This is a genomic window from Fusobacterium sp., from assembly GCF_019012925.1.
In the GTDB taxonomy this organism is placed as follows: Bacteria; Fusobacteriota; Fusobacteriia; order Fusobacteriales; family Fusobacteriaceae; genus Fusobacterium_A.
The window spans coordinates 67,202-88,706 of the sequence record NZ_JAGIRL010000024.1 but is presented as its reverse complement, the minus strand read 5'-3'; the positions used below and the strand labels follow the sequence as shown (position 1 = coordinate 88,706).

The following is a 21,505-nucleotide window of genomic DNA, read 5'->3' as shown; positions in this document are numbered from 1 at the left end:
TTATTATGCTCTGATTAACATAGCTCTCCACTCTTTATCTGCTTTTATCTCTTCCACTGTAAATCCTAAAGCTTCTACCTCTCTTTTAACAAGGTCACATTTATCCTCTATAATACCAGAGAATATAATTTTTCCACTCTCTTTTACAACTTTTGATATATCATGTAATAGTATTAATAGAACATCAGCTAAAATATTTGCCACTACAACATCAAATTTCTTATCTTCTACTACTGAGATTAAATCCCCTTTGTAGACCTTAGCTTTATCCTCTCCTATTCTATTCAATTCAAGGTTTTCTTTAGCTGACTCCACTGCCAACTCATCTATATCAGTACCATATACCTCACTTGCTCCCAATCTATCAGCAGCAATCATAAGTATTCCTGATCCTGTTCCAACATCTATAACACTATCTCCTGTTTTAATATTTTCTTCCATTAACTTTAAACAAAGAGATGTAGTTGGATGAGAACCTGTTCCAAATGCTCTCCCTGGATCTAACTCTATTATTAACTCGTCAGCTTCTGGAGTATACTCTCTCCAAGTTGGCTTCACTACAAATTTTTCACTTACCTTCTCTGGAAATAAATATTTTTTCCAACTATTTTGGTAATCCTCTTCATCATATTCATAAAAATCCACAGTATAAACTATATCATCTCTTTCAGCAAACTTCTCTTCAAATGTTGCTAATATCGCATTTTTTCTCTTTTCTGCATATGGATTTAATGGAAAGTAAGCAGAAATAGCATGATCTACCATTAAAAACTCTTTCTCATTCTTATAAAAATCTAATGGATTCTTACTTTTCATAGGCTCTTCTATCTTTAGCCCTGTAACTCCAAATCCGTAAAATACATCTGAAATCTCTTTAGTGGCTCTATCTATATCATCACTTTCGTATATAACTTTTATCTCTACTACTTTCATTCATCTCTCCTTATAAATATGATATTTCCATAAGAGTTTTACTTATTCTCTCTATTTTTTTACATTCTCCTGTCTCTTCATCCAGCTCTATATCTATTCCACAAAGTCTCTCATTTCCCTCAGCTATCTCAAATCTTTGAGGTAATGCATTTAAAAATTTTGGTAAAACAGATTGTACTTTCATTCCTATTACCCCATTTTCTGAACCTGTCATTCCTATATCAGTTATATAACCTGTCCCTTCTGGTAATATCTTCTCATCAGCAGTCTGTATGTGTGTATGTGTTCCATATACAACTGAAGCATACCCATCTAAATGCCAACCCATAGCTATTTTTTCTGAAGTTGCCTCAGCATGAAAATCAACTATTATAAACTTTGTCTCTTTTCTAATCTCGTTTATTATCTCTCTTACCTTTTTAAATGGACAATCTATTGGAGTCATAAAAACTCTTCCCTGAATAGATACCACACCTATCTTATTCCCTTTTCTGTCCTTAACTATTGTATATCCTTTACCTGGTGTATTCTCATCAGGATAGTTCGCTGGTCTTAGCACTCTATCACTTCTGTCTAAATACTCATATAGTTCCCTCTTGTCCCAGATATGATTTCCACTTGTAATTACATGACAACCCCATTCTTGTAGTTGATCAGCTATTTTGGCTGTAAGACCAAATCCTGCAGCTGCATTCTCTCCATTAACAATTACAAAATCATACTCTTTTCCTTTTTTCTCTAAAAAAGTTTTTAATGTCTCTCTTCCTGGGCTACCAACTATATCTCCCACTACTAAAATTCTCATCAATTTCCCTCTTTCTATCAATAGGCTTTTACATTAAATTATATCATGTTAAATTTTTTATGTAAAGTCATATATAAATTAAATTTATTATGAATTTTCAACAAAAAAATGTTATTATACTTAATAATATACTATTTTAAAAGGAGAATTTATGTATCTAAATTTTTTAAATTATTTTAGAGGTTTTGCTATATTTTTAATTGTTTTAGGACATTCGTTCTATATCACTAATTTTTTTAATCTAAGTAATCCTGTAGAAAATCCATTCTTTAGGAAACTATTTTTTACTATGACAACTGGTGGAACATCACTTTTTGTCTTTATTTCTGGTTTTTTATTTCATCATATTTTTTATTCAAGAGGATTTAACTTTAAAAAATTTATGAAAAATAAGTTTAAAAATGTTTTTCTTCCATATTTAATTATAATTACTCCAATTATTTTTATTAGATTTCCCGAAACGTTAACCAATGGGCATATACAGTTTCAAGATATCATAAGACTTATACTTATGTATCTTTCTGGAGCTCTTTTAGATTCCACTTGGTATATTCCTTTTGCCTTTGTTCTCTTTATATCTTCACCACTCTTTATAAGATATATTGAATTAAAAAAGGGGCAAATTTTTATTATTATATTAGGATTATTCATTGGAATGCTCATACACAGACCTGCACATAATTTACACATCAATGTTTTTCAGGCTTTACTATACTTTACTCCTGCCTATTGTCTAGGAATATACACTTCACAAAAAAAGGAGATTTTACTTCCGTATTTAAAAAAATATAATACTCTTCTTTTTCTTGTATGGATTATTATTGGACTATTTCAAGTGTATACAAATAGATTTATGAACATGCATAAAATAAATATGTTCTCATATAATGGTATTGATTTTATGGGAGTACAAAAAATTATTGTCTGCCTATTTTTTATAGGATTTTTCTATAAGTTACAAGATTGGCATATAGGTTTTTTAGAGAAAACTCTTTCTCTTCTTGCAGACTATAGTTTCCCTATATTTTTTGTACACAACTATGCTATTTTAATAACTAGATACTTCTTAGAAAAATATAGTATCACTCTTAATTTTAGTTATTTAGGTTTAATTTTATTTACAGCTTTTATCTGTACTACATCTATGATTTTTACAAAAGTCATAAAGTTAATTTTTAAGAAAAATAGTCGTTTAATCATAGGAGGTTAACTATAAAAATTTGCATTTATCTATTTTTTATGGTATAATATAAGAAATAATATTGTGAAGTAAACTTTAATAGTACTTGAATTGTGAGATTCTTGATGCTTTAGTAGCAAGGATTCAAACTTTTCTTTGATGAGGAAATTTTAGTTGAAAAATATCTATAGAACTGGGGTTTATTCAGGGTCTAAATGGCAATGAATTATACTATTCAAAGAATGGTATAAAGTGAATCATTTAATGGTGAAACTTAAGCACTCTAACTCTATTATCTAATTTTAGATAGTGGAGCTAGGGTGTTTTTTATTTAATATTTTTAGGAGGTATATATGAAAAAAATTAAAAAACCTATTTTTGAGATTAATAAACTCAAACATAAGACAAAAAAATTACATGAACGAAATTTTAATAAATTCGGTTTTGATTTACATCCGAGTGTTTCAGTTGTATCAGCATTATTAATGCTCATATTCATTGGAATAACTCTTCTAAATCCAAAAGCTACAAATATGTTTTTAATGGGGTTACAAGAAAAAATAACTGGAAATTTAAACTGGTTTTTTGTTCTCTCTGCCAATATTTTTCTGCTTTTTCCAATTTTCTTAATGGTAAGTAAATTTGGTGAGATTAGACTAGGTGGACCTAAAGCAAAACCAGAGTTTTCAAATTTTGCTTGGTATTCAATGTTAATCAGTGCTGGTATGGGAATAGGTCTTGTCTTCTTTGGAGTGGCTGAACCACTATTCCATGCCAATACAATATTACCACATACAAACTCTACGTCTCAGACACAAGCTCTTGCTACTTCATTCCTACATTGGGGATTACACCCTTGGGGAATATATAGTCTAATATCTTTAGCACTTGCTTTCTTTACATACAACAGGGGATTACCACTATCTCTAAGATCTGTCTTCTACCCTATATTAAAAGATAGAGTTTTTGGTAAAATAGGAGATATTATTGATATTACTGCTGTTGTATCTTGTCTTTTTGGACTAGCTACATCATTAGGTTATGGAGCACAACAAATTAACTCTGGACTTAACTATCTTTTCAACATTCCACAAAACACTACTGTTCAAGTTATTATTATAACTTTGATAACTTTAGTAGCTACACTATCTGTTGTATCTGGAGTTGGAAAAGGTGTAAAAATACTTTCAGAATTAAATATAAAAATAGCTGGTATATTTTTAATTGTTATGCTATTTCTTGGACCTACTCTATTTATCTTTAGAAGCTTTGGAAATAGTATTGGTTACTATCTAAATCATTTCTTTGAGCTTAGTTTTTTTAGTGAGAATGGAAATAGTTGGCAAGGATCGTGGACAATATTCTATTGGACTTGGTGGATATCTTGGTCTCCATTTGTTGGTATGTTTATTGCCAGAGTTTCAAAAGGAAGAACAATTAGAGAGTTTATCTTTGCAATCTTAATCATTCCTGTTCTATTGAGTTTTATCTGGTTCTCAACTTTTGGAGCTACTGCCTTCTATCAAAATATGATTACAGGTGGTGAACTACTAGAAATGGTAAAAAGTGATACATCTACAGCACTATTTGCTATGATACAAAGTATGTATATTCCAAACGTAGTTAAAACTATCGTCTCTGTTATTGGAACATTCCTTGTTATATCATTCTTTGTAACATCATCTGACTCAGGTTCATTAGTTGTTGATAATCTTACATCTGGTGGAAAATTGGAGTCACCTATTCCTCAAAGAATATTCTGGGCTCTAACAGAGGGAGCTATTGCTGTATCACTTCTTGTAAGTGGTGGTAATGAAGCTTTAAATGCTCTACAAACAGGTGTTATACTATCTGGTCTACCTTTTACTATAATTCTTTTAATTATGATGTATAGCTTGTATCTAGGGCTTAAAACAGATCTACATAAACTGAAGGAATATCGTGAAGAATCTCTTATCTTCGATATTGTTACAACCCAACTTCCTTCTAACAACGATTCTTCTAGTGAAGACTATTTAAAATAGTCTTCTAAGAATCTATCAACTCCCTCTTTCCAATGAGGGATTTTTTTATTTACTATTTTTAAGTATTTTAATCATTTCAAAATGTCGTCCTCTTTTATCTAATGGTGGTAACTCTAAATAATTTTTTCCATATAATTTTATTAAAATATCTTCAGGTTTTTTAGGACATTTGTACTCTTCCTTTTCAAATTCTATTGTTTTTAAAGGAAATATCGAATCTGCTTTATGATATTTATTCCATAAATATTCATATATGACTATACTATTACTATTCATAGTATTATTTTTTAATCTTAATTTTAATTTTTGAAATAATTTAGACATATATTTTTGAAATCCTGTTTTTATAATTAAAACTTTTTTTAATTTATTAATTTTACTATCATTTTGCTTAAATTTTGTTCTTTCAATTTTTAAAAAAAAGTTATAAAAATATATTATTTTTTTTGAAAAAATTTCCATAGTAAATACATCTATATATAACCCCTGATATTCCCCCTCATTTACCTTTTCACCCTTACTTAAAGCAATACTATTTTTATCTTTCACTTTTATATATGGCCATTTTTTATTTGGTTTTTGTAAATATAAAGTTTGTGGTAATTCTTTCTCAAGGGCTGTTACTAACTTTAAATAATCTTGTTTCAAAATACAAATATCAATATCATCATCCCATGGAATAAAACCTTTATGCCTCACTGCTCCTAATAAAGTTCCACTATCCAACCAATAATCAATATTATTTCTATCACAAATTTTTACAATTTCTTTCAAAATATCTTTCATAATTTTTTGTGCTTCTTTTAAATTCTTATCATTCACCTATTTTTCCTCCGTTTATATATATTATCCCTATAAATATTATAATACTCGATAAAATAAACTGCATACTTAAGTTTGTTCCCAGTAACATCTTTGAAAATATCATTGTCCACACAATATAAGAGATATTTAACGACATTCCTCTTGGTGCGCCTATAAGATCAATAGATCTATACCAAAATAAGTATGATAAAGATCCTATCAATGCTGTTCCTATAAAAAGATACAACACATTTGAATTAAATACTTCAAATACTAGCTTATATCCTGAAATAATCGGAATTATTAGTCCTGCATAAAATAAAGCTGAAATTATCTGTCTTATGCAAATAGCTACACTTGAATCTACTTCACCATATCTCATAGAATATGAGGCTATTACACACTCTAATGCCCAACCAAAAACACAGAATAATGAAAAGAATATTCCTAACATATATTTAGGATATATTTCTAAGTTTATAGGTGAGTAACTTAATAAAATTATCCCTAATCCACTTATAATTACTCCTATTTTCATTCTAAAATTTATTTTTTCTTTTAATATTATAGCACTTAAAACTGTTCCTAATGCAGGATATAATGCTGAAAAGCTTGAAGCATAAGCAGCTCCTATATATTTTGTTCCTAAAAGATAACCTGCCATTCCTACAGGACCACCTAAAATTGCTCCAATTATTAAAAATACTCCTATTTTACTTTTAAATGGCTTTAATAACCTATCTAATTTTTTTTCTCTAATTAAATTTAAAATTAGCCAAATAGCTGAAAAAAAATCATGTAAAAAAGCCCTAACTAATGCAGATATAAATATATTATTATAAGGTAAAAATATACTGGACATTAAAATAATACTTATTATTACAGTATTTAACCCCCAACTAATTCCTGATAAACTTCCTACAAATACCCCTACTTTAAATTTATTCATATAAATCTAGTTCTCCTAATCTTTTTTTAGCATTATTAAACCTATCTATACCATAACTTCCAAAAGATACTCCTTTAGCTTCTTTCAATATTGTCCAAATACTCCATAAGAAATCTTGATATATTTTATTTATATGTAATCTTAATTTTTCTTCTTTTGTTGCTTCTCTATTAAAATAAAAATATAGTAGTTTTTCTTCATCTACTTTTTTCATTCTACTTTCAATAGAAGCTGCTGCTAAATCCCACATAGGATCATTTATTCCTGAATATTCCCAATCTATTAAATATACTCTATCATTAGATCTTATAAAATTTTCTGGAACTGTATCGTTGTGACAAGAAACTAACTGTATATTTAATTTTTCCATCTTTTTCTTTAATTCTAAAACTTTTTTCTTTATATCTGTATATCCTTCATAGAATTTTCCATTTAGTTCAATTGATAATTTTTCATATTTCTCTATCTCTTTAAAAACATCAAATTTATTATTAAATTCAATATTTGCACTATGAAGTTTTCTTAATATTTTTGCTACTTTATCCAAATACAATACTATAGTATCCGGATTTAAAGTTTGAGCTTTTTCTATATATTCAGTTATTTTTACTCCTGTTTCTTTATTAAAAACTAATAAATTAGCATCAATATCTAGAGATTTAACTTTACTACAATTCTCAATCTCATTGGATCTATTTATTATTTCTGAGGTTCCTTCTCCTGATTTTCTTAAAACATATTTTCTATCATTAGTTGTTATTAAATAGTTTCTATTGGTCATTCCACCTAAGGCTTCTATTCTTTCTATGTTTGTATCTATCTCTTTCATCTCTTCTAAAAAGATATATTTTATCTCTTCTATCTTTTGTTCATTTTCAACTTTTAATAATCTTGGATAAATTTTATCTTCAATATACTCTAACTGATTCTTATTATTAATCTCTCCCCATATTAAACCATCAACTCTTTGAATAGCAATTTTAAATAAAGAGATTGTTTCAGAAATAGCATACTCATATGCAAATTCACTATTATCTGCATTTAAATTAAATAAATATTTTAATAAAAAATATGATAATTTACTTACTCCTAACATCTCTCCATCTATATTTTTTAACTCTCTTCTATCTTTTGAAATTTTATATAGATATCCCTCTAATTCTTCAACAAAAGTCTCATTTTTCTGACCTTTTTCTTCACTCACTAATATTACATTTTCATTTTTATTTTCTAAAACATTTTTTAAAGCTCTCTCTTCATATAAAATATCACTATCTAAAAGTAATATATTCTCTTTTATAATATTTTTTAATTTTAATAGTGAGTAAAAACTTCCCTTGTCTCTATATTCATTATTTTCTATAATGATAATATGTTTATTATATTTCTTTTCTAAATAAAAAAACTGTTCCTTGCAATATCCTACAACAATATATATTTTATCTATATTATTTTTTAATAAAAGTTCTATATTTCTTTCGATTAAAATTTGATTCTCCACTTTTACTAATCCATTAGAGTAATTAAACCCGTGCGACTTTCCTGCTGCTAAAATTACAGCTGTTTTAACTTCGTTATTTAATATCTCTTTATAGCTATTATCTAGTTCGCTTAACTCATCTAATGTATCAATCTCATATATATCTTCTTCTGATAACTGTTTTATTTTTATATTTTTAAATTCTTCTATATTTTCTTTTATAATATGATCCCAATAATAGCTTTTCTTTATCTCCTCATTATTTGCATATTCTTCCAATATTCTTCTTATCTTTAAACTATCTTCTTTAGTCCAAAAAGAAATACCTGACATTATATAGTTATTTTTTCCACCTATTTCAACTCTCTTTACTTTCTCATCTTCTGTTATAAGCTGCCATTCATTATTTTCTTTACTTATTTTTTTAGAAAAGTAACAACTTGTTTTCAATTCTTTTTCAAAAATATTTCTATTTAAATAGATATCCCCTTCAATTATATAGGTATTTTCTAAATATTCTCTCACTAAATACAACGAATATATATTATTATAAATAGCATATTTATTATTGTATACTAATCTTACTCCCTTATATTTCTCTTTTAAATATTCAAATTTTTCTTTAGAATATCCTACTATGACACAGATATCTTTTATTCCCTTTTCTAATAAAAATTCTATGTTTCTTTCTATTATTGGTTTATTAAATACCTCTATTAAAGGCTTAGGTGTAGAATAAGTTAATGGTCTCAATCTACTTCCAAATCCTGCTGCTACTATAATTGCGTTCATTTATCTCTTTTTCCTTTTTTAATATTTTTGTAAAAATCTATCAATCCCTTCTTTCCAATGAGGGATTTTTTTATTTACTATTTTTTCTATCTTGCTACTATCTAACTTTGAATATTTTGCTCTTTTGGCTGGTAAAGGAAAATCACTTGTTTTTACCCTTTCTATCCTTCCTTGCCAACCTATTTTTTTTAGAATATATTTTGCCTGATCATACTTAGAAGCTTCACCACTGTTAGAAAAATGATATAACCCATACTTATCAGTTTGTATTAACTCCCAAGAAAACTCTGCTAAATCTTTTGAATATGTCGGACTTGAAATCTGATCATCTACAATTTTTAAAATATCTCTATCCTTTGACCAGTTTATAACTTGCTTACAGAAATTATTATTTCCCATTCCAAAAACCCAAGAAGTTCTAATTAAAAAACTCTTTTCATATTCCAAAGTATACCTTTCTCCCTCTAATTTTGCTTTAGAATAAACTGACAACGGATTGGGAGTGTCTTCCTCTGTGTATGGTATCTCCTTTTCTCCATCAAATACAAAATCTGTAGAATAGGTAACAAAGATTATACCTCTCTCTTTACAAATTACAGCTAAATTCTTAGGAGCATAGGCATTTAGTTCATAACACATTCCTACTTCCTCTTCTGCTCTGTCTACATTGTTGTAAGCAGCACAATTTATAACAATAGTAAAATTATTCTCCTCTATAAATGCCTTTACCTTTTCTCTATCAGTTATATCCAACTCACTGTAATCAGTAGCTACATATCTAATTCCCAAACTATCAAATAGCTTTTGAAAATCCTGTCCAAGTTGCCCATTTGCTCCTGTTAACAAAATATAATCCCCTTGATAATCATCTGTATACTCTTTGAATGATTGATGTTTTTTATCTTTTTCTGATAGTGTTAGCTCTTCTATTCCATACTCTTCTAATTTCCAATCTATACTTAAATCTCTATCATTATACATTATCCCACTATCGTATTCTGGATAATAAAACTCATCACATTTATACTCAATCTCTGTATTATCTTCTAATGTTAAGAATCCATGAGCAAAACCTTTAGGAATGTACAACATTACTCTATTCTCCTCACTCAACTCTATAGCAAAATACTTTCCATAAGTTTTACTATTCTTTCTAATATCCACAATAACATCATAAATCTTCCCTTTTACTACTCTTATTAATTTTCCTTGTGAATGCTTAGTTTGAAAATGTAATCCTCTCAAGACACCTTTTTTAGATTTTGAATGATTATCTTGAACAAATTCGGCTATTATCCCCCTTTTTTTTAACTCCTTTTTATTGTATACCTCTAAAAAGAATCCCCTATTATCTTCAAATACTCTAGGTCTTACTATCTTTATTCCCTCAATATTTATATTTTCTACTATAAACTTATCCATATTAACATCTCTTTCATTTCTTATAATTATAGCATAGAATAAGAAAAAATTCTCCCAAACATATAGTTTAAGAGAATCTTATTTATTTTTCATTTGCTAATTCAACTAAATATTTTCCATAATCAGTTTTTAATAATGGCTCTGATAGCTTCAATAACTTCTCTTTATCTATCCAACCATTCCTATATGCAATCTCTTCTATGCTCCCTATCAATATCCCTTGTTGCTTCTCAATAGTTTGTATAAAATTACTAGCTTCTAAAAGTCCATCAAAAGTTCCTGCATCCAACCATACCATTCCTCTTCCCAAATCATTAGAAAAAAGTTTATTCTCTTTTAGATATTGATTTAAAATGGATACTATTTCTAATTCTCCTCTAGCTGACTTCTCTATAGATTTTGCTTTTTCTACAACACTATTATCAAATACATATAATCCAGGTACAATATAATTGGATTTTGGTATCTCTGGTTTCTCTTCTAAAGATATGATTCTATCTCCTTCAAACTCTATTACACCAAAATTTTCTGGCTTTTTACTGTAAATAGGAAAAATCATTGCACCACTCTCTAATGACAAACTATTTTTTAGCTTCCCAGTAAATCCATTCCCATAAAAAATATTATCTCCTAATATGAGCATACAACTATCTTTTTCTAAAAACTCTTCTCCTAATATAAAAGCTTCTCCTATTCCTCGTGGCTCTTCTTGCATTTTATAAGTTAAATTTAACCCTAGACTGTGACCATCTCCTAATAACTCTCTATATAGTTTTTGATTCTCTTTATCAGAAATAAATAAAATATCTTGTATCCCTGCTAACATTAAAACAGAAAGTGAATAATATAGCATTGGTTTATTATACACAGGTAATAACTGTTTTGATATTGTTTTAGTTAGTGGATATAGTCTTGTTCCTCTTCCCCCTGATAATATTATCCCTTTCATATTTTATTTTCCTTTCTTACTATATTTTTATATCTCCAAATTTATCATACAATGCTTTATAGTCTTTAGTTCCTATAAATTCTACATCATATTTATTTTTAAAATTTAATGCTGCTGTTGAAAAAAGAGTTATTACTTTTTTAAATTCCATATTTAACAACATAAATATCTCTATTGGAAATTCTTTTTCTATTATTACTACCTCAATATTCTGAAATACCTTAGTATAATCTGTTTTCTCTCTTGGATGTGATTTAATATATATTTTCTTTATATCTCTTTCTTTTAAAAGATTACTATATATATCTATTTTTTCCTCTTCTGATATAATATTATCTTCTGACAAAGGCTGAGTTATTAACAGTATTTTTTCTTTTTCATTTTTTAAATTTTCTAGCTTTTCTAACTTTATATCAAAGATATCTAAAATTTCTTTCTTTTTTTCTATTGAAAGTAAATTCCATTTTGTTTCTATATTTATTATTTCTACTTTATCTTTTATTATTTCTGGAACAGGTAAAATTCCCGTCAAATAAATTTTTGTTATCTTCTTACTTAATCCAAGAGATAAAAAAATAAACTCTTTTCCAAACAATAATTTTTCTCTAATTTTTTTAATCAATTTTCTCTCTGTAATTTCTTGCAAGATCTTTTTTTTATCTACAAAATAATTCATAATCCCATCTTCAAGAATAAAATTACTCCCACCTATTTCATTTATAAAAAAATTAGAATAACGCAAATGATCTTGTAAATATAAATCATCAAATTTTGTATAGCTATTCAATATTTTTTTTAGTATTTTTTTTGTCTTATAATATTTATAATATTGTTCTAATTTTATTTTATATTTAATTTTATAAATTATTCTATAATTATTTTTAAATTTATTACATATTTCTTTTGGAATATCTTCTCCAAAGATATAAAAATCATCACCATTACTAATTCCTAACACTAAATATATTAACAATGGATAAATTGTATCAACATATACAATATTTTTTTTCAATACTTACTCTCCCCTAAATTTATAATTTAAACAACTCAGTGCTACTATCACCCATAATAACATAGGATTCCAACTATGTCTCCATAGTGGCCAAACTAAACCATATGTAGCAAATACTATTAAGCTACCTAGCAAAGATAATCTATACTGATAGTTTTTATTTTTTAATAATATATATGGTAAGATTAATAAAATAAAACTAAATTGAACAAAACTAAATATTCCACTATCAGTCATTAAATTTAAATACATACTATGTGCATCATCAAAACCATTTTCAAATGTTTCTTTATATATTTTTTGTGTTTCTGTCTCCTCAGGCATATTTTTTACATACTCTGCAAATAAATCATATCCTTGTTTTGTTCCACTTCCCATAATTGGACGCTGTTTAAATCTCCATATTGCATTTTTCCACATTTCAACTCTCAATCCATTTGACATATTGTCAGTAGTTACTTTTACATTAAATGTATTTTCTTTAAATCTTCTAGCTTGTGGCATTTGTAAAAAACAAAATAAAATTAATACTCCTCCTAGCATAGTTATTAAAATTATCTTTAAGTTTTTAGAAATCACAATCATTCCAATAATAGCAATTATAATCGCTAACAATGCTGCTCTTGTTTGAGTTAGCATCAATAAAAATATTGTACCACACAATACTAATGTGCTTATAGCTTTATATTTATAATTTTTATTTTCGATAATTTGACCTATAGAAAAAGCTCCTACAGCTGGGACTAAAAGAGCTACATCCATAACTCCTTCAAAAACATCTAATCTATAATAACTCAATGATCTATGAGTTATATAAAAATTAATTCCTTGAATAAATAATATTCCATAACTTACTAATAAAGAAATTAAAAAATTTCTTAAAATTTCTTTTTTATACTTTACTAAAGAATATAGATAAAATACTAAAATAAAATATCTATTTATCTTAAAATAAGCTCTTGCAGCTTTATAATTAAAATCTGCACAAAAATTCCAAATTGTTCCACCCAATACTAAAAATAATATAAATTTTTTTAATTTTTCATTGCCACAATCTAATTTTTCTTTAAAATAAAAAACATCTATCATAAGAAATAGTAGCATAAGATACAATAATCCTTTAGCTATGTCAAAATTTGTAAAAAAACTTATTCCAAATAAATATAATACTATCTCTTCTAATTTTAAATATTTTTCTCTATTTATATTAATCATACTTTCCACCCTTTTTTTCTTAATTGCTTTTTTTTCTCTCTAATACATTCTACTAATTTTAACTTTTTTATTTTTCTAAAAAATTTGGCTAATAAATATCCTCGTTTCTCCTTTATTTCTGGATAATACTTATCTATTTCTGCTTTTAATTCTAATACTAATAAATCTTCTTTTAATATTAAAATATCATTTGATCTTTTGAACCATAATTTTTTTTCTTTTTTCATTTGAGTATCTACTATTCTCAAACCAGTTTCTGTTCTTAAAAAATTAGAAGTATTAAGATCCCCATGATATCTTCCTAAATTATGAAATTTTTTAGTTACTTCAATTACTTCAATAATATCTTTAGTATTTTTTAAAATTTTACCTTCAATGTATTCCATAAGAATAAAGCTATTTTCAATCATTTTCCCTCTTTTTACCAATGCTATCAATGGTTTAACCAATTCTACTAAACCTTCATCTATAGCTTCTAATCCATTTATTAATGTAGTTAGTGCTTCACCTTTTTTTACTAACGTTTGAATTTTTCTTTGAGGAATAATTATTTCTGAACGTAATTCTTTTAAAATATATTTCATATTATTTATCTTTATTATAGCTACATAATTTCTTTTAGTATCCTTTAAAGTTTGAATAACTTCAAAATTTTTATCCACTATATTTTTTCCGATTCTTTCCATTGAAACTCTATCTTTTTCTGAATAGTAGAGTTTCCACTCTTTATATTCTACCTCTTTTATTTTCATAATATATTTCCTTTATATGTTATTTACTAAAGTTTCAATATCTTTTATAATATAATTTTTGTCAAATCTATATATGCTTTTTTCCATATTATTTACATATAATTCTTTTATTAACTCTTTTTTCTCTAACTTTATCAAAATATTAGCTAATTCTTCATAATTACCTGTTTCAAATAATATTCCACTTTTACCATCTTCTAATATTTCTGTAGGTCCAACTGGACAACTTGAAGAAATAACTAATTTATTTAAAAAAGCAGCTTCTACTAATACCAATCCAAAACCTTCATATTTTGAACTATGAATAAAAAAATCTGAATTATTAAGCCAAATATAAGGATTTTTAAATCTTCCTAATAAAAGAATTTTATCTTCCATATGATGTTCTTTTATCAAATTTTCTATTTCAACCTTACTTGGTCCATCCCCTATGATATATAACTTTTTACTATTATTATATTCACTATAAATCTTAAATGCTTTTATCAAAGTTAAATAATCTTTTTGAACTGTATCTAATCTAGAAATAGCTATTATGTAATCATTTTTTAATAATTCTCTATTTTTTTCATCTAATTCATCAATATTATCTTTCAATTTTAAAATCCTATCAAAATTAAAAGGGTTGTATATTCTAGTTATTCTTCCTTTTAGTTTTGGATATATTTTTTGTAATTCCTCTTTCATCTCATCACAGATTGCTACAACTTGATCGTATTTTTCCAATCTTTTTCCAAATCTCTCTATCTTTGATTTTTTCTTTTTTAACTTCGGAATTGAATTATGGATCCAGACTATTTTTTTACCTACATCTAATTTATCTATATACTTTGATGCTCCAGCATCAAAGTCTACCAATACATCAACTTTTCCTATTTCTTTTAATATTTTTTTCATATTTTTGCACATAATAAAAGTTTCAAAGTTCATATATATGTTATACATTAATTTATACACTATATTTTTTCTTTTTTCTTTATAATATTCCGTTTTATTTATTAATTTTTGTGATTTTAAAAAATAATACTTTATATTTTGGGGAATATCCTTTTCAAAAATATTATCTTCTCCACAATCATCATCTATTATCAAAGTTATATTAAATTTTTCTTTATCAATAGTTTGTAGAACTTCTATTAAAACTCTTTCTAATCCACCCATTCTTAAACTACCACTTCTAATTATTATATTTTTTTTCATACTAATTCCTCTACCGCTTTTTTAAAATCTTCTACAGATATATTATTTATTTTTTCATTTGGATAATTTTCATCATAAAAATCATCTATTTTTTCTTCACTTGGTCCTACTATTTTCAACCATGAAACATTATGAGCGAACGGAACATCTAAATTTTTAAATAAAGCAATCCCTTTTTTTCTTGTAACAAAACAAAAATTATATAATCCAGACTCAAACCCTATGAACAATTTAGAATTAGCAACAATATTAAACGCTTCCTCCAATGTTGTTTTATCTACCATATTTTTTATTTTTAACTGTGGTAAGTCATTTACTAATTCTTCCGCATATTTTTTTTGTAACTCTCCATTACCAATCAAGATAATCTCTTCTTCAGGAAAATATTTTATTGCTTCTAACAAATAATTTTTCATTCTTTTAGGGCTACATACTCTATCTCTAGCTGTTGATCCAACTGCAACTACAATTCCATTTTCTTTCTTAGTAAATTTACTACTTAAATTTGGGATTATCTCCTCTATTTCGATTCTTTCTTCAAAGATATTTTCTGATATTTCTTTAATATTTTGTAAAATCTTATTATTTTTTGAAAAATTAAATGTTTTTGTATAATATTTATTATATACTTTTGCCATTTTATTAGTGTCTTCTACTCCAATTTTTTCTTTAGCAAAAATATTAGCAATAATACTATCATTACCAAATTCAATATTTATATATTTTTTCGGTTTATAGTCTTTATTAATTTTATACATTAACTTCAATCTTTTAAAAAAATTTTTTTCTGATTTTCTTGGAATTCCTATTACATTATATCCCAACATTATACCTAAATTTTTATAATGATCTTTCATCAAAAAATACACATTCTCATGTCCATATTTTTCAATTATCTTATCTGCTAATTTACTTCTTACTAAAATATCTCCTATTCCATCCATAGATTTAACTATTATTTTTCCATCATTTTTAAAATTACAAAATTTAAAAATAAAATTTATTACTGAACTATTTACTAAATCTCTAATATAAGCTTTTTTTAATATCATCTTATTTCTCCATTAATATATTTAATTTCTCTATTGAATCTTGAATTTGTTCAAAAGTTATACTATTTAAAATATCTGTACCATATTTTTTATCAATAAACTCTCTACCACCTTTTCCTTTCAATATTTTTATATTTTCTTCTTTATGTTCCCATGGTGTTTTTTCTTTACTCCAATGTAAACATATTGTATTTACCCCTAAAGAAAAAGCAATATTATATAATCCAGAATCTCCACCTATAAATAGTTCTGAATCTTTAATTACTTGGATCACTTCTTTTAAAGTCAATGTATCTATACAATCTATTATTAAATCAGATTTTATCTCTTCTTTTAATTTTTCTGCTATTTTCTTTTGTTTCTCTCCACTTCCTAATACATAAATTTCTTTTTTATACTTTAATAATTCTTGAATATACTTTTTTAGGTTTAAGTATGTTGGAGTTTTTATATAATCTGCAGTTCCTATGGCTATGCTGATTATATTTTTATATTTTCTTTCAAGAAAATATTTTCCCATATCTGGTTTTACATCATCTAAATTAAATTCTTTTCCCAGTATTTTTTTTAAAATGATTATATGTTTATCTAAAATATAATCAACATTTTCTGACATATCATATTTTTCCCCTGATAAAATATAATCAGCTTCTTCTGGAATATATGAATGATTCATAATAGCTACTGTATTAAAACCTATTCTATTTAGTTTTCTATATTGTTTTATTTTATAAAAAACACTCCATTTAGTTTCATCTACAAAAATATTTTTATAATCTTGTAACTCATAAATGGATTTCCACTTGCTTTTACATAATATATAAGTATTTTCTTTCCCAAATTCATTAGTTAATATTTCTATAGTTTTACTTTTAACTATATTATCCCCTAATGCATCCAATGTTATAATCAATAAATTTTTACTTTCCTTCTTTTCTCTTAGAAATTTATAATCTACTAAACTTAGTTTTATTAGATATTCTTTAATTTTTCTTTTTAAATATGAAGTTTTTAAAATTCTTATCTTTCCCATACCAAACCCCTATAATACTTTTTTTATTTCTTCTATATCAAATTTATTTATATCAGGTTCTTCACCTTTTTTTACCTCTAAATCTAAAGAGAAAACTTGTGTAGCATCCTTGTAATTAGGTGCCCACAACTCTTTATTCACATTATTTTCATCAGAGTTATCTACTCTATATATGGCAATCAATTTCTTTTTAAAGGCTGCTGCAATGTGTACTATTGAAGTATCTGGAGTTATTACACAATCAGATTTGCTTATTAAATAAGCTGTCTCTATAATATTATCTAACTCAGGATAACAAACTTTTTTTGGATAAAGTTTAACTATCTCTAAAACTTCATTTTTTTTACTTTTTTCTCCAATTATAAATATAATCCTATTCTCTTTTTCCAAAATTGATTCTATTATTTTTTTTATATTTTCTCTATTAATCTCTCTATGCTTACTTGCAGCAAATGGATTCAATACAAATATTTCTTTATTTTTCAAGTCCTCTAGCAACTTATCTACTTTTATTTTATCATTTTTATTAAAATACAGATCATACTCCAAATTTGCATTTTTTATTCCTAATGTATTTAATACTTTTTCATATAATTTTGTTATATGAAAACTACCTATTGGAAAATTATAACTTATATCGAATAATTCCCAATTTTCTCTATTCAATCCCATATTAAATCTAGCACAACATCTATTAATCAACATCATCTGATTTACTCTTAACATCTCTGAAAAATCTATCAACAAATCATATTTCTCAACTGCTATCTCTTTTGAAAGTTCTAAAATCTCTTTTCTATTTTTCTTATAGATATAAATTTTATCTACATTTGGATTATTCTTTATTATCTGAGCATTTCCCTCCCTTGCCACTACTCCTATTTTGATATCAGGATATCTCTTTTTTATCTCTCTAAACATCAGAGTATTTATAACCATATCACCAATTTTTCCATCATACCTTAAAAAAAGTATAGACTTTATACTATTATTTTCAATGAAGCTTCCTTCTTTTATCTGTTCTTTATTCTTTTTTTTATCCCACAACCATTTTCCAATTTTTAATCTTTTTTCTCTCATATAGTTTTGAAATATTCTATTTATTTTTCTTATCATATATTATTCCTCTTTTTATTTTTATACTTTTTAGCTTTGTATTGTAAATATCCTGGTGAAATTTTTCTTATAAAATCAAATAGTGATGTTTTATCAATAGCCGTTCTTCTTATATCAAATAAATCCTCAGTAATAATTCCGCTTCCTGTATCAGTAGAAACAGCAAATAGATATCCACTTTCTTTTACCATATCTTTTGTCTCTTCTTTTCTATGTCCATAAGGATATGCAAATACTTTTAATATTTTATTTAATCTATTTTCAGTTATTTTTTTATCCTCTTCAATTTCATATTTAGCTTTTTCTTCTTCAGCATCTAAAAAACTTAAGTGTGTTAATGTATGTCCACCAAACTCTACTGTTCCACTCTCTTGTAATTCAAGAACTTCCTTGTCATTCATCAAATCAAATCTCTTTTCATTACTACTTTCAATAGTCCATTTGTTATAATTTAATCCAGAAACTAAAAATATAACAGCTTTCATTTTATATTTTTTTAACAATGGATACAGTATTTCATAGTTATCTTTATATCCATCATCTACTGTTAAAATTATATATTTTTTATAAAATCTATTTTGTAATCCTATTCTATCTAAATCTTCAAAAGTTATTGTTTCATATCTAAAAAACTTTAATATTTTTAAATGTAATTCAAATTGTTTTTTAGTAACAAAAAGCTTTATTTTTCCACCATCTTTCTTATTTTCTACAAATTGATGATACATCAATACTGGAATCTCATATTTTTTTATTCTAGAGTAATGGTTTTCAAACTCTAAAATATTTGAAATTTCTCCAAAAAGATAAGGTATTTTTAATAATTTTTGACAAAATTCTAAAATTCCATTTTTTTCTTTCGAATATATTATCCTTCCTTTACCACAAAAAGATCTTAATATTCCTTCTAATAAAGTAATATAGATTATTTCATTTCTTTGCTTATTTAATTTTTCAAGCTCTATATTTCTCTCTCCTACTACATAAATTTTCATATTCTATCAATAAACTCCTCTACTTCTTTCTTTATCTTTTCCCTACCAAAATCTCCTATTCTTTCTTTATTTAAACTTTCAATTCTAATTCTTTCTTCATCATTTTTTAAATAAAAATAGATTAAATCTGCTAATTTTTCTTCATTTTCTTCTAAAATCTTTCCAAATTTATTTTGCAAAATTTCAAAAGTTCCATTATTTTTAATTGCAATTATCATTTTATCCAAGCTTAAAGACTCTAATAAAGTTAATGGCATTCCTTCATTTTTTGAAGTTAAAACGAATAATTTTGAATTAGCTATATATTTATATGGGTTTAATTTTTGTCCCAATAAAAAAACTTCATTCTCTATATTCAAATTTTTTATCAACATTTGTAATTTTTCTCTCTCTTTTCCTTCACCAATAATTACCAATTTTTCAAGTATATTCTTTTCTTTTTTCAATCTTGAGAAACTTTTTATCAACAATGCTTGATTTTTATTTTCAGTTAGTGAACCAACAGAAATTATATATTCACCTAAATTTTCTTCAACAGGTTCTTTACTTTTTTCCAAAATCAAATCAAAATCCATAAAATTATATATCTTTAATATTTGAGGATGAATAGTATTTTTTTCATATCCATTTTTCATCACTTCATTTATAGTTACTATGTAGTCATATCTCTCTACATTTTTTCTTTTATTCTTATTTTTAGGTAAACTTCCATCTCCAGCATGACTCCACCCAATTAATTTTTTATTCCTTAAATTTATTTTATGTAAATTTCTCATTAATCCCATATCATAATCTATAATTATATCTGAAAAATTCAAATATTTTTCAAATTCCTTTGCTGATATTTTTTTCTTTATTTTTAATAAAAATGAGTATAATACCTTTCTTAATGGATTCTTACTCTTTTTATTTTTTTCAATCCAACTCATGAATTTTTCAGTTGTTAAAAATTTATACTCCACCCACTTAGGAATCTCATTAATATAATCATTTCTCTTTCCATTATTTTCCTCTATCAATAATAATACCTCATACTTTTGAGGATCCAATAATTTCAAGAATTCTATCAACATTTTTTCCTGACCACCGATTGAAATATTTCCATTGTGAACAATCAATTTTTTTTTCATCAATAACTCCCTAATACTAATATTTCCTTTATCTTTAAATTATACCAAATTTTTAATTATTTTTCACTTAGATTTACTAAATTTGATATTAATTTTGCATTTTTATGCTATAATTTAGATATATTTTATAGTGGGGAGTTTATATGAAGATTATTAGTGAACAGAAAAGATCTATTGTTTATTTTGATGAAAATAATGAAACATTTATTAAAAATTTTAAGCCTAAATTTATTAACAGACTCAAGTATTTTTTTAGACTTAGAAAATATCCAGGAAATAATTTTTATTTCATTAGTTTAGAATTACAAAAATTAAATATTTCTACAGTTCAGATCTTAAATTACTCACATTACTCTGTCACCACTAAGAAATTAAATGGCATTCCTTTAGATAAATATTTGCAACAGCATAAAGATAAAGATATTCTATATAATTTTATTATAATAGTTTCTACTCTTTTTAAAAATAATATATATTGTGGAGATCTCTCTTATGATAATTTTTTTGTGATAAATAATAGTATTTATGCTCTTGACTTAGAAGATTATCGTAAAGTAAGATTTTTTAAAAGAAATACTAATGAAGCAATTAGAAGAATGAAAGGAAAAGTTGATGATTGGGTAATCGAAGAGATTAAAAAAAATCTAAACATTAATTGAGGT

At 25.5% G+C, this 21,505-nt stretch carries 19 protein-coding genes; 3 read left to right on the top strand and 16 right to left on the bottom strand.

Going from position 1 to position 21,505, the window contains the following annotated elements:
- Positions 1 to 3: 3 nt before the first annotated feature.
- Complete coding sequence (prmA, locus tag QZ286_RS04505; RefSeq protein ID WP_291255781.1) at positions 4 to 933, bottom strand: 50S ribosomal protein L11 methyltransferase; 930 nt, start codon at positions 931 to 933, stop codon at positions 4 to 6.
- Positions 934 to 943: 10 nt separating this feature from the next.
- A complete protein-coding gene (locus QZ286_RS04500; RefSeq protein WP_291255780.1) occupies positions 944 to 1,738 on the bottom strand; it encodes a TIGR00282 family metallophosphoesterase in 795 nt (264 codons plus the stop codon).
- Positions 1,739 to 1,889: 151 nt separating this feature from the next.
- Here QZ286_RS04500 and QZ286_RS04495 point away from each other — a divergent pair, with 151 nt between their 5' ends.
- Both QZ286_RS04495 and QZ286_RS04490 read left to right on the top strand, forming a co-directional pair.
- Positions 1,890 to 2,948: an acyltransferase family protein gene (locus tag QZ286_RS04495; protein WP_291255779.1), complete on the top strand. Its 1,059-nt coding sequence runs from the start codon at positions 1,890 to 1,892 to the stop codon at positions 2,946 to 2,948.
- 323 nt (positions 2,949 to 3,271) lie between these two features.
- Positions 3,272 to 4,942 (top strand): BCCT family transporter, encoded by a 1,671-nt coding sequence (locus tag QZ286_RS04490; protein WP_291255778.1) that lies wholly within the window; start codon positions 3,272 to 3,274, stop codon positions 4,940 to 4,942.
- Positions 4,943 to 4,987: 45 nt separating this feature from the next.
- On the opposite strand, the gene QZ286_RS04485 is transcribed toward QZ286_RS04490, so the two are convergent.
- From QZ286_RS04485 to QZ286_RS04420, 14 genes are all read right to left on the bottom strand, one after another.
- Positions 4,988 to 5,764, bottom strand: a complete 777-nt coding sequence (locus tag QZ286_RS04485; protein ID WP_291255777.1) for a LicD family protein — start codon at positions 5,762 to 5,764, stop codon at positions 4,988 to 4,990.
- Positions 5,757 to 6,695 (bottom strand): DMT family transporter, encoded by a 939-nt coding sequence (locus QZ286_RS04480; protein ID WP_291255776.1) that lies wholly within the window; start codon positions 6,693 to 6,695, stop codon positions 5,757 to 5,759. The genes QZ286_RS04485 and QZ286_RS04480 overlap by 8 nt, the downstream gene beginning before the upstream one ends.
- Complete coding sequence (locus QZ286_RS04475; RefSeq protein ID WP_291255775.1) at positions 6,688 to 8,967, bottom strand: sugar phosphate nucleotidyltransferase; 2,280 nt, start codon at positions 8,965 to 8,967, stop codon at positions 6,688 to 6,690. Before QZ286_RS04475 ends, QZ286_RS04480 begins: the two co-directional genes overlap by 8 nt.
- Positions 8,968 to 8,985: 18 nt before the next feature.
- Positions 8,986 to 10,389, bottom strand: coding sequence for a dTDP-4-dehydrorhamnose reductase (gene rfbD / locus QZ286_RS04470; RefSeq protein ID WP_291255774.1), 1,404 nt, complete (start codon positions 10,387 to 10,389; stop codon positions 8,986 to 8,988).
- An 82-nt stretch (positions 10,390 to 10,471) separates the two neighbouring features.
- The gene (gene rfbA, locus QZ286_RS04465; protein WP_291255773.1) at positions 10,472 to 11,338 is read right to left on the bottom strand and encodes a glucose-1-phosphate thymidylyltransferase RfbA; all 867 of its coding nucleotides are present in this window, start codon (positions 11,336 to 11,338) and stop codon (positions 10,472 to 10,474) included.
- A gap of 19 nt (positions 11,339 to 11,357) precedes the next feature.
- Positions 11,358 to 12,350, bottom strand: a complete 993-nt coding sequence (locus QZ286_RS04460; protein WP_291255772.1) for a glycosyltransferase family 52 — start codon at positions 12,348 to 12,350, stop codon at positions 11,358 to 11,360.
- Between the two features lie 3 nt (positions 12,351 to 12,353).
- Positions 12,354 to 13,565, bottom strand: coding sequence for an O-antigen ligase (locus QZ286_RS04455; protein ID WP_291255771.1), 1,212 nt, complete (start codon positions 13,563 to 13,565; stop codon positions 12,354 to 12,356).
- On the bottom strand, positions 13,562 to 14,317 hold the full coding sequence (locus QZ286_RS04450) for a lipopolysaccharide core heptose(II) kinase RfaY (protein WP_291255770.1): 756 nt from the start codon (positions 14,315 to 14,317) through the stop codon (positions 13,562 to 13,564). The genes QZ286_RS04455 and QZ286_RS04450 overlap by 4 nt, the downstream gene beginning before the upstream one ends.
- Before the next feature lie 12 nt (positions 14,318 to 14,329).
- Positions 14,330 to 15,517: a glycosyltransferase gene (locus QZ286_RS04445; RefSeq protein WP_291255769.1), complete on the bottom strand. Its 1,188-nt coding sequence runs from the start codon at positions 15,515 to 15,517 to the stop codon at positions 14,330 to 14,332.
- A complete protein-coding gene (locus tag QZ286_RS04440) occupies positions 15,514 to 16,569 on the bottom strand; it encodes a hypothetical protein (RefSeq protein ID WP_291255768.1) in 1,056 nt (351 codons plus the stop codon). The genes QZ286_RS04445 and QZ286_RS04440 overlap by 4 nt, the downstream gene beginning before the upstream one ends.
- 1 nt (position 16,570) lies before the next feature.
- Positions 16,571 to 17,602: a glycosyltransferase family 9 protein gene (locus QZ286_RS04435; RefSeq protein ID WP_291255767.1), complete on the bottom strand. Its 1,032-nt coding sequence runs from the start codon at positions 17,600 to 17,602 to the stop codon at positions 16,571 to 16,573.
- 9 nt (positions 17,603 to 17,611) lie between these two features.
- Positions 17,612 to 18,718, bottom strand: coding sequence for a glycosyltransferase family 9 protein (locus QZ286_RS04430; RefSeq protein WP_291255766.1), 1,107 nt, complete (start codon positions 18,716 to 18,718; stop codon positions 17,612 to 17,614).
- A complete protein-coding gene (locus tag QZ286_RS04425) occupies positions 18,715 to 19,713 on the bottom strand; it encodes a polysaccharide deacetylase family protein (RefSeq protein ID WP_291255765.1) in 999 nt (332 codons plus the stop codon). Before QZ286_RS04425 ends, QZ286_RS04430 begins: the two co-directional genes overlap by 4 nt.
- A complete protein-coding gene (locus QZ286_RS04420) occupies positions 19,710 to 20,843 on the bottom strand; it encodes a glycosyltransferase (protein WP_291255764.1) in 1,134 nt (377 codons plus the stop codon). Before QZ286_RS04420 ends, QZ286_RS04425 begins: the two co-directional genes overlap by 4 nt.
- A gap of 143 nt (positions 20,844 to 20,986) precedes the next feature.
- On the opposite strand from QZ286_RS04420, the gene QZ286_RS04415 reads away from it, so the two are divergent.
- A complete protein-coding gene (locus tag QZ286_RS04415) occupies positions 20,987 to 21,502 on the top strand; it encodes an Mn2+dependent serine/threonine protein kinase (RefSeq protein WP_291255763.1) in 516 nt (171 codons plus the stop codon).
- The last annotated feature ends 3 nt before the right edge of the window (positions 21,503 to 21,505 follow it).

What these genes read in the sequence shown, in the direction of transcription:
- prmA (WP_291255781.1), bottom strand. Translation starts at nt 933, where the DNA reads ATGAAAGTAGTAGAGATAAAAGTTATATACGAAAGTGATGATATAGAT.
- QZ286_RS04500 (WP_291255780.1), bottom strand. Translation starts at nt 1,738, where the DNA reads ATGAGAATTTTAGTAGTGGGAGATATAGTTGGTAGCCCAGGAAGAGAG.
- QZ286_RS04495 (WP_291255779.1), top strand. Translation starts at nt 1,890, where the DNA reads ATGTATCTAAATTTTTTAAATTATTTTAGAGGTTTTGCTATATTTTTA.
- QZ286_RS04490 (WP_291255778.1), top strand. Translation starts at nt 3,272, where the DNA reads ATGAAAAAAATTAAAAAACCTATTTTTGAGATTAATAAACTCAAACAT.
- QZ286_RS04480 (WP_291255776.1), bottom strand. Translation starts at nt 6,695, where the DNA reads ATGAATAAATTTAAAGTAGGGGTATTTGTAGGAAGTTTATCAGGAATT.
- QZ286_RS04475 (WP_291255775.1), bottom strand. Translation starts at nt 8,967, where the DNA reads ATGAACGCAATTATAGTAGCAGCAGGATTTGGAAGTAGATTGAGACCA.
- rfbD (WP_291255774.1), bottom strand. Translation starts at nt 10,389, where the DNA reads ATGGATAAGTTTATAGTAGAAAATATAAATATTGAGGGAATAAAGATA.
- rfbA (WP_291255773.1), bottom strand. Translation starts at nt 11,338, where the DNA reads ATGAAAGGGATAATATTATCAGGGGGAAGAGGAACAAGACTATATCCA.
- QZ286_RS04455 (WP_291255771.1), bottom strand. Translation starts at nt 13,565, where the DNA reads ATGATTAATATAAATAGAGAAAAATATTTAAAATTAGAAGAGATAGTA.
- QZ286_RS04450 (WP_291255770.1), bottom strand. Translation starts at nt 14,317, where the DNA reads ATGAAAATAAAAGAGGTAGAATATAAAGAGTGGAAACTCTACTATTCA.
- QZ286_RS04445 (WP_291255769.1), bottom strand. Translation starts at nt 15,517, where the DNA reads ATGAAAAAAAATATAATAATTAGAAGTGGTAGTTTAAGAATGGGTGGA.
- QZ286_RS04440 (WP_291255768.1), bottom strand. Translation starts at nt 16,569, where the DNA reads ATGATATTAAAAAAAGCTTATATTAGAGATTTAGTAAATAGTTCAGTA.
- QZ286_RS04435 (WP_291255767.1), bottom strand. Translation starts at nt 17,602, where the DNA reads ATGGGAAAGATAAGAATTTTAAAAACTTCATATTTAAAAAGAAAAATT.
- QZ286_RS04430 (WP_291255766.1), bottom strand. Translation starts at nt 18,718, where the DNA reads ATGATAAGAAAAATAAATAGAATATTTCAAAACTATATGAGAGAAAAA.
- QZ286_RS04425 (WP_291255765.1), bottom strand. Translation starts at nt 19,713, where the DNA reads ATGAAAATTTATGTAGTAGGAGAGAGAAATATAGAGCTTGAAAAATTA.
- QZ286_RS04420 (WP_291255764.1), bottom strand. Translation starts at nt 20,843, where the DNA reads ATGAAAAAAAAATTGATTGTTCACAATGGAAATATTTCAATCGGTGGT.
- QZ286_RS04415 (WP_291255763.1), top strand. Translation starts at nt 20,987, where the DNA reads ATGAAGATTATTAGTGAACAGAAAAGATCTATTGTTTATTTTGATGAA.